We start from the raw sequence: 7504 nt of genomic DNA on the forward strand, positions 1-7504 counted from the left end.
GCGGACGATCAGGAGACAAGGACCATGTTGAGTCCGCATGAATTCTCGATGCTGCTGCGCATAGCCCGCGCACCGGACAGCGTCGACCTGGCGAACCCCGCGTTCGCCGTGCTCGTCGAAAAGCGGCTCGTCGACGATACGCAGGTACGCGTGAATGAGGTGGCTGCGCGCCCGGCGCTGACGCCGATCGGCCAGATGCTGCTCGCGCGCTTCGACGAAGCGGCCTGAGCGAAGAGAGCGGGAGAGAAGAGGCGTCACGCCTTCGCCGCAGCGAGTGACGTGACGCAACGCGAGCGCGGCGAACCGCTTACTGCGCGACCGGCACCGTCACGTCGCTGCCGAACCAGTGCATCGAGATCTTCTTCAACGTGCCTTCCTTGCGCAGCGACTCCAGCGCATCGTTGATCGCCTTCTCGAACTTCGGATTGCCCTTGCGGAACGGGATCGCCATCTCCTGCTTGCCGCCGTTCAGCACCGCGCCCGAGCGCAGCGGCAGGTTCGACGTCTTGATCATGTACGGCAGCATCAGGCGGTCGTCGAGCGTCGCCTCGATCCGGCCTGCCGCGAGGTCACGCAGCTTTTCCGGTGCGCCAGGATACGTCTGCACCTCGATGCCCGGCACGCTGCGCGCCATCTGGTCGTAGTTGGTGCCGAGCGTCACGCCGAGCTTCTTGCCCTTGAAGTCCTCGAGCGACTTGAAGTTGCGCGTGTCGTCCTTGCGCTGGATCAGCTGCGCGGCCGAGTACGTGTACGGCTCGCTGAAGTCGAGCGCCTCCTTGCGCTGCGGCGTGATCGTGACCTGGTTGACGATCACGTCGAACTTGCCGGCCTGCAGCCCCGCGATGATCCCGCTCCATTCGGTCGGGACGAACTGCGTCTTCACGCCGAGCTTGCCGGCAACCGCATTCGCGACGTCGACGTCGAAGCCCTCGAGCTGACCCGACGTGCCGCGCGAGTTGAACGGCGGATACGTGCCTTCGAGGCCGACGCGCAGCACACCGGCTTTCTTCACCGAGTCGAGCAGGTCTTCGGCATGCGCGGCGACGGCCGTGAAACCGAGGGCCGACGCGAGCAGCAGGCCAGATAGCAGGAACTTCGAACGTTTCATCGTGGATCTCCAGTGTTCAGTGTGGTGATGGCGCACCGGGCATCGATCGTGCCCGGGCCGGGCCGAATGACGGGCACGTAGACACTACTCGCAACCGGGCGGCGCTGGAAGTCGAATTGGCCCTGATTGCAATCGATTTCAGCGGGCGGCGGGGTGGCAGCGCGGTGTGACGACGTGGCACGTGAGCGCTGGACGAGCGTTAGAAAGGTTTGCCGTGGACGTTCGGACCAACGATTAAAAATACTCTTTTAAATCAGGTCATTTTCCGAGTCGGCTAGTAATTTGTCTGTAAAATCGCGCGAGCGAAAATCGCATCACGCGCCATCCGAGGGCGCGTCAAAAGAAGAAAAGGCCGTTGCCATGAACATGCAGAACACTGTTGCCGCATTGCGCGGCGGGTTGCTTCAGCAGGACCGGCTGCTGAAGCTCGATACGCCATTGGGCGCCAACGTGCTGACCGTGCAGCGGGCCGTCGGCCGGTCGCGCATCGGGCGCGCGTACGAATTCACGCTCGATGTGCTGTCGACCGACAGCGATCTGGAGCTTAAAAAGCTGATCGCGCAGCCGGTCACGTTCTGGATCCAGCAAGGCGATCGCAGCTACCGGCCGATCAACGGGTACGTGCACACCGCGCGCCGCCTCGGCGCCGACGGCGGGCTCACGACCTATCAGCTCACGTTCGCCGATTTCACCCATTTCCTGAAGTTTCGCCGAGACCAGCGGCTCTGGAACGACACGACCGTCGACCAGATCATCAGCGACGTGCTGAACCAGCATCCGCAGGCGCAGGGGCATTTCCGCTTCGCGCTGTCGAAACCGCTGCCGAGCCGTTCATACACGCGTCAGCACGACACCGACTGGCATTTCGTGCATCGGCTGATGGAGAGCGAAGGCCTCTACAGCACATGGCAGCAGGCCGACGACGGCAAGTCGCATACGCTCGTGATCACCGACAACCTGCAGGCGTTCGCGCCGCTGTCGCCGGAGACCGTGCGCTTCTATCGGGGCGGCGCGGCGAGCGAAGCCGACGCGTTCACGCAATGGTCGGGCTCGCGCACGCTGCAGAGCGTGACCCGGACGACGCGCACGTTCGACTACAAGAATCCGTCGCAACCGTCGAACCCGAAGGGCACGACGCTGCCGACGATGGGCGGCCAGGGCGAATTGCCCGACCAGCTCGAAGTCTACGAGTACACCGGTGCGTACACGTATCTGGAGCAGACGCGCGGCGACCATCTGACGAAGCTGCGGATGGAGGAATGGGAGTCGCAAGCGAAGCGCTTTCACGGCGCGGGCGGCGTGCGCGCGATCGATGCCGGCCGTCGTTTTACGCTGGCGGATCATCCCGAACACGATCGCGATCCGGCCGACCAGCGCGAGTTCGCGGCGATCGGCGTCGAATGGTGGATCGAGAACAACCTGCCCGTCGCGAGCAGCAGCGCGGACTTTCCGTACAGCCTGCGCGACGCGTTGACGCAAGCGCAGGAGGGCTACGGTGCCGACGCCGCGTTTCGCGTGCCGCATGACGACGGTTCGGTCGGCTTCTATCTCGTCGAGGTCGAAGCGCAGCGCGTAAGCGTGCCGTATCGCAGCCCGTTCGAGCACGAGAAGCCGAAGATGCATCTCGAGACGGCCATCGTCGTCGGGCCGCAGGGCGAGGAAGTCTATACGGACGAGCTGAACCGGATTCGTGTGCAGTTCGTATGGGATCGTTTGAATCCGGGCAACGAGAACGCGTCGTGCTGGGTGCGCGTCGTGCAGTCGGATACCGGCGGCGGATACGGTGGCGTGCACGTGCCGCGCATCGGCGAGGAAGTGCTGATCGACTACGTGGGTGGCGATTGCGACCGGCCTTTGGCAGTCGGGCGCGTGTACAACGGCGCGAACCAGCCGCAGTGGCATAGCGACGGGATTCTGTCCGGGTATCGATCGAAAGAGTATTCGGGCAGCGGCTACAACCACCTCGTGATGGACGACGCGACCGGGCAGAACCGCGTGCAGCTGATGAGCAGCAGCGCGAACAGCCTGCTGCATCTCGGCTACCTGATCGACCAGAACGGCAATTCGCGCGGGTCGTATCTGGGCAGCGGGTTCGATCTGCGTTCGGATGCGTATGGCGCGGTGCGGGCGAGTCAGGGCCTGTACGTGACCACGCACCCGAAGGCGCCGAACAGCCAGCCGCTCGACGTGAAGGAAGCGCAGCAGCAACTGGTGACGGGCGAAAGCCTGGTCGAGGCGATGTCGGGCGTGAGCGAGCAGCATCAGGCGGAAAGCCTCAAGGAAGCCCACGACACGATGCGCGCGTTCACCGACGCGACGCAGGACAGCGCGTCGGGCAACACGTCAGGCGGACGCACGGCAGGCGGCGGCACGGGCAGCGCGAATGCGTTCAAGGAGCCGGTGATGCTGTTCGGCAGCCCGTCGGGGATCGGGATGTCGACACAGCAGTCGCTGCACGTGGTCGCGAACGATCACGTGAACGTCGCGAGCGGACAGAGCGTGCACGTCGCCGCGGGCAAGTCGCTGATCGGCAGCATCGGGCAGAAGCTGAGCCTGTTCGTTCAGAACGCGGGGATGAAGCTGTTCGCCGGCAAGGGCAAGGTCGAGATCCAGGCGCAGTCGGACAACGTCGAGGTGACGGCGCAGAAGGCGGTGAAGGTCGTGTCCGCAACTGACCGGATCGAGATCGCGGCCGACCAGGGGATTCTGCTGACGAGTGGCGGCGGGTACATCCGCATCAAGGACGGCAACATCGAGATTCATACGCCGGGTGCGGTCGATGTGAAGGGCGCGTCGCATACGTTCGCGGGGCCGGCGAGCATGGGATATCCGCTGCCGAGCCCGCGGCCGGACCAGCCGGGGCAGTTGGAGCTGTTTCACAAGTACGTGAACGGCGAGGCGGTGAAGGGCGGGCTGTTCACGGTGAGAGACGTGAACGGCGCCGTGCTGAAGAAAGGGGCGCTCGACAATAGCGGCTATACGGCGGTGAGCGGTTTGCCGCCCGGTGCGGTGCGTGTCGAGTTCGGGAAGGATCCGCGCGAGTCGGCTCAACCCGCAAATTACTTCAAGCAGGCGCAGTGGCCGGTCGAGCCCGTCGAGCCGTCGCCGCAGGCGGCGCAAGCCGCGGCGACGGAGCAGCTCGCGAGCCAGTTGAAGGGGATGGCGCCTGCGGCGACGACGGCTGCGATGGGGCTTGCGAGCGGAGGTGGAGCCGGTGCTGCATTGGGCGGACTGGCGAGTTCCGCATTGCCGGCTGCGGCAAGTGCGCTGGGTGGGGCAGGCGCGGTTTCCGCGCTACAGACGGCATCGAGCCTGGGCAGTGCCGCGAAGCAGGTGGCCGGGATGGTGCAGGCAGCTCGCCAAGGTGGGCTCGCGGCGCTGGCCGCGCCGGCTGCGAATGCGGCATCCGGTGCGCTGCAGGGCGCGCTACCCGGTGTCGCCGGGATCGCCGGAAAGGGCGCTACGACGGTGGCGTCGACCGCCGGTGCGACCGGCATGAAGCTTCCGACGAGCGGGTTCGGCGGACCGCTGAAATCCTGAGAGGGCGGCTCGTCAGCCGTCTTGAAAAAACGAATTGAACGAACAACGACATGGCACAACAACTTCCACCGGGCGCCGAGAAGGAACAGGCCGTTTCCTGGCTCAGCGATATTTCGCCGAAAGATGTAGCGGCGGGAGGAGACCGTTTCAACAAGTGGCTGCTCAAGATCAGCGGCAATCACATTTCGTTCGGGGATCTCAAGACCTTCGCAAGCGCGGTGCCGATCATCGGCAACCTGATGGCGTTTTACGATGCGGTGTGCGACATCGTGATGATCGTCGAGAAGCGCCACGCCAATCTGCTCGATTACCTTGGGCTTGCGATCAACCTGATCGGCGTCATTCCGGTTCCGCCGCCACTCGCGTCGTTCCGACTGTCGGCACGGCCGCTGCTGGCGCTCGTGCGCAATCAATTGCTGGTGTCTCGCGGCAATCTCGGCGCGGCGCTCATTTCGGTGCTCGTCACGCATGTCAACGCCGCGGCCGCGACCGAAATCGAGAACTTCCTGAAGACCCTGCAGGACGTTCTTGTCGAACTGCTGAACGACTGCGCGCATAAGGCGCAGGAGTTGATGCTCGGTATTGCTACCGGGCTGGAACTCGCCCTCAAAGGGCAAATTTTCGACAGCAGTGCCAACGTGCGGCGTACTGCGCAGATCGCCCGGAAGATGGACAAGCGGTCCTGGTACAACCCGATGCTGGTGGTTGATGCGATCGAGTACGGTTACGAAGGTTCGATCGCGTTGGGGAAGCAAGCCGGGAACGCGACGGTCGGGACTGCGGCGAAGCTTGCTCCGGATTCGTGGCTGCAACCGTTCCGCGATATCGTCGCGTTCCTGAAGGACGAGGCGCCGAAAGTCGCGAAGGCGATCCGCGATCTGAACGGCAGCGAAGAAGGCAAGATGCTGTGGCTGATCGCGCAAGTGATCGAGGCCGTGGCAAGAGTGCGCGCACGCGGGAAGCTTCACGAAAAGACCGCCGACGTGCCGCCCGGCGGCAAGGGGCGCGCGCAGCACGATCGTCCTCAGGAGCCGGCGGGTGCGATCGGACAGCAGGCGCATGCGGAAGGCGCCGGCCAGAGTCCTTGTAAAAGTTGCGGGATTGGCGCATCGACCGGGTCGATCGATTTTGCTTTCGGCGATGAGACGTTCACTCACACGGACTTTGAACTGCCCGGCGCACTGCCGCTCGTCTGGGCGCGCACGTACCGGTCGCGCCTCTCTGCATACGACAACGGAGAACTTGGCGCGCGGTGGCTCACGCCATACACGACGCGCATCGATGTCGAAGGCGATACATGGTTCTTTCGCGATGCCAGCGGGCGCAGCATCGAATATCGAGCGCTTGCAGCCGGAGATGTGCATGACGATCTCGCGGAAAACCTGACGCTGACGCGTCTGGACGAGACGTGGGTCGCGATCGCATACGGCCACGACGAGCTTCACGTGTATGAACGGCGCGGCAATGCGTTCCGGCTGGCGATGCAGAAGGACCGTGCGGGCAATGCGATCACGCTCGATTACGACGCGCTCGACCGCGTGGCACGCCTGATCGACGCGAGCGGCAACGTGCTGTCGTTCGAGCACGACAAGCAAGGCCGGATCGTGCTGATCGAGCAGGTGCTCGACGATGGAAAGCGCCGTACGCTTGCGAGCTACGCCTATGACGAAGCGGGCGATCTCGTGCGCGCAACCGACCGGTATGGCAACGCGTGGAGCTATCAGTACCACCGTCATCTCGTGACGCGCTATACCGATCGCACCGGCCGCGGGATGACGCTCGAATGGGACGGCGCGGACGCTGAAGACAACGCGAACGCGAAATGCGTGCGCGAGTACGCGGACGACGGCAGCCTCGATATCCGCCTTGCATGGCATCCGAACATTCGGCTGACCTACGTGACCGATGCGCTCGGTCAGATGTCACGCTACTACTTCAACATCAAGGGATACGTTTATCGAATCGCCTATCCGGACGGCAGCGAGGAATGGTTCCGGCGCGACGAGCATAACAATCTGACGCTGCACATTCTGCAAGACGGCAGCATCGAGCAGATGCGTTATGACGCACGTGGCAACCGGACCTGGCACGAGCGCGCGGACGGCAGCATCGTCGAGATGGCATACGACGGCAAGGATCGGATGATCCGGCTCGTCGATCCGAACGGCCATGTGTGGCAGCGCAAGTACGACGATGCGGGCAATCTCGTCGAAGAAATCGATCCGCTCGAGCATGCGACGAAGTACGCCTACAACGACAAGGGGTTGCCTACGCAGATCACCGATGCGAAGGGCGGCTCGAAGGCGCTTGGATACAACGACGCCGGGCAATTGACGAGCTACACGGACTGCTCCGGAAAGAAGACGGAGTGGCGGTATGACGATATCGGCCGCGTGATCGAGACAAAGGACGCGTCCGGTGGCGTGGTTGCCTATGGTTATGGCCCGAACGGCCAATTGACGGAGACGCGTTCGCCGGCCGGTGTCGAGCACGTGCAATACGATGCTGAAGGCCGGTTGTTGCGGCATACGGATCAACTCAATCGATCGACCCGATACGGCTACGATGCAGCGGGTCGTATTGCGAGCCGCGCGGATGCGCTCGGGCAGACGATTGCGTATCGCTACGACCGTCTCGGCCGCTTGACCGCGCTGACCGATGCGAACCTTGCGACGTACCAGTTCCACTACGATCCGGCAGGGCGGTTGATCGAGGAAATCGGTTTTGACGGCAAGTCGACGCGTTATCAATACGACCCGGACAGCGGCAGCCTTGTTTCGGTTGATGAAGCGGGTTGCGTGACGTCGATCGACGTCGACGCAAACGGTCGCCTGATGAAGCGTGTGGCGGGGGAAA

4 protein-coding genes are annotated in these 7504 nt (G+C 63.7%); 3 read left to right on the plus strand and 1 reads right to left on the minus strand.

Going from position 1 to position 7504, the window contains the following annotated elements; genetic code table 11:
* Nucleotides 1–24: 24 nt before the first annotated feature.
* Entirely contained in the window at nucleotides 25–228 is a 204-nt protein-coding gene (locus DID99_RS29190) for a hypothetical protein (protein ID WP_044845939.1), read from the plus strand.
* A gap of 79 nt (nucleotides 229–307) precedes the next feature.
* On the opposite strand, the gene DID99_RS29195 is transcribed toward DID99_RS29190, so the two are convergent.
* A complete protein-coding gene (locus DID99_RS29195) occupies nucleotides 308–1108 on the minus strand; it encodes a cystine ABC transporter substrate-binding protein (RefSeq protein ID WP_044845938.1) in 801 nt (266 codons plus the stop codon).
* A gap of 360 nt (nucleotides 1109–1468) precedes the next feature.
* Here DID99_RS29195 and DID99_RS29200 point away from each other — a divergent pair, with 360 nt between their 5' ends.
* Together DID99_RS29200 and DID99_RS29205 are read left to right on the plus strand one after the other, a co-directional pair.
* Nucleotides 1469–4648 carry a type VI secretion system Vgr family protein gene (locus DID99_RS29200; RefSeq protein ID WP_124668058.1) on the plus strand — a complete coding sequence of 1060 codons (3180 nt, stop codon included), beginning with the start codon at nucleotides 1469–1471 and terminating at the stop codon, nucleotides 4646–4648.
* 50 nt (nucleotides 4649–4698) lie between these two features.
* Nucleotides 4699–7504 (plus strand): DUF6531 domain-containing protein (locus tag DID99_RS29205; protein ID WP_148094684.1); only part of this gene is annotated, 2806 nt, incomplete at its 3' end.

It is taken from the genome of Burkholderia sp. Bp8986 (assembly GCF_003854225.1).
GTDB lineage: Bacteria > Pseudomonadota > Gammaproteobacteria > Burkholderiales > Burkholderiaceae > Burkholderia.